The organism is Psychrobacter sp. TB20-MNA-CIBAN-0197 (assembly GCF_040309765.1).
Taxonomy (GTDB): domain Bacteria; phylum Pseudomonadota; class Gammaproteobacteria; order Pseudomonadales; family Moraxellaceae; genus Psychrobacter; species Psychrobacter submarinus.
Map to the genome: position 1 here is coordinate 1 of NZ_JBEOPC010000392.1, position 282 is coordinate 282.

1 protein-coding gene is annotated in these 282 nt (G+C 41.5%); it reads right to left on the bottom strand.

Features of this window, described 5'->3' with window-relative positions; genetic code table 11:
• Positions 1 to 282: DALR anticodon-binding domain-containing protein (locus AAEY83_RS14175; RefSeq protein ID WP_351059822.1), on the bottom strand; the 282-nt coding region annotated here is incomplete at both ends.

Below are 282 nucleotides of genomic sequence, written 5' to 3' on the forward strand. Positions count from 1 at the left end.
TAACTGGCTTAATAGCGCAAGACGATTTTGCTTAACAGCTTCATCGTCGGCCATAACCATTACGTTGTCAAAAAAGTTATCAACACTTTCACGAATACCCGCCAATTGGCTTAATGCTTCTTGGTAGTTTCCATCTGCGTAAAGTGGTGCAAGGTCAGTGGCAAATTTTGCTACTTGTGATGCCAATACTTTTTCGGCGTCGTCGCTTAATAAGCTCTCATCAACACTACCTTGGCTGGTAATATCGTTTTTAGCCAGAATATTACCTACACGCTTATTAGC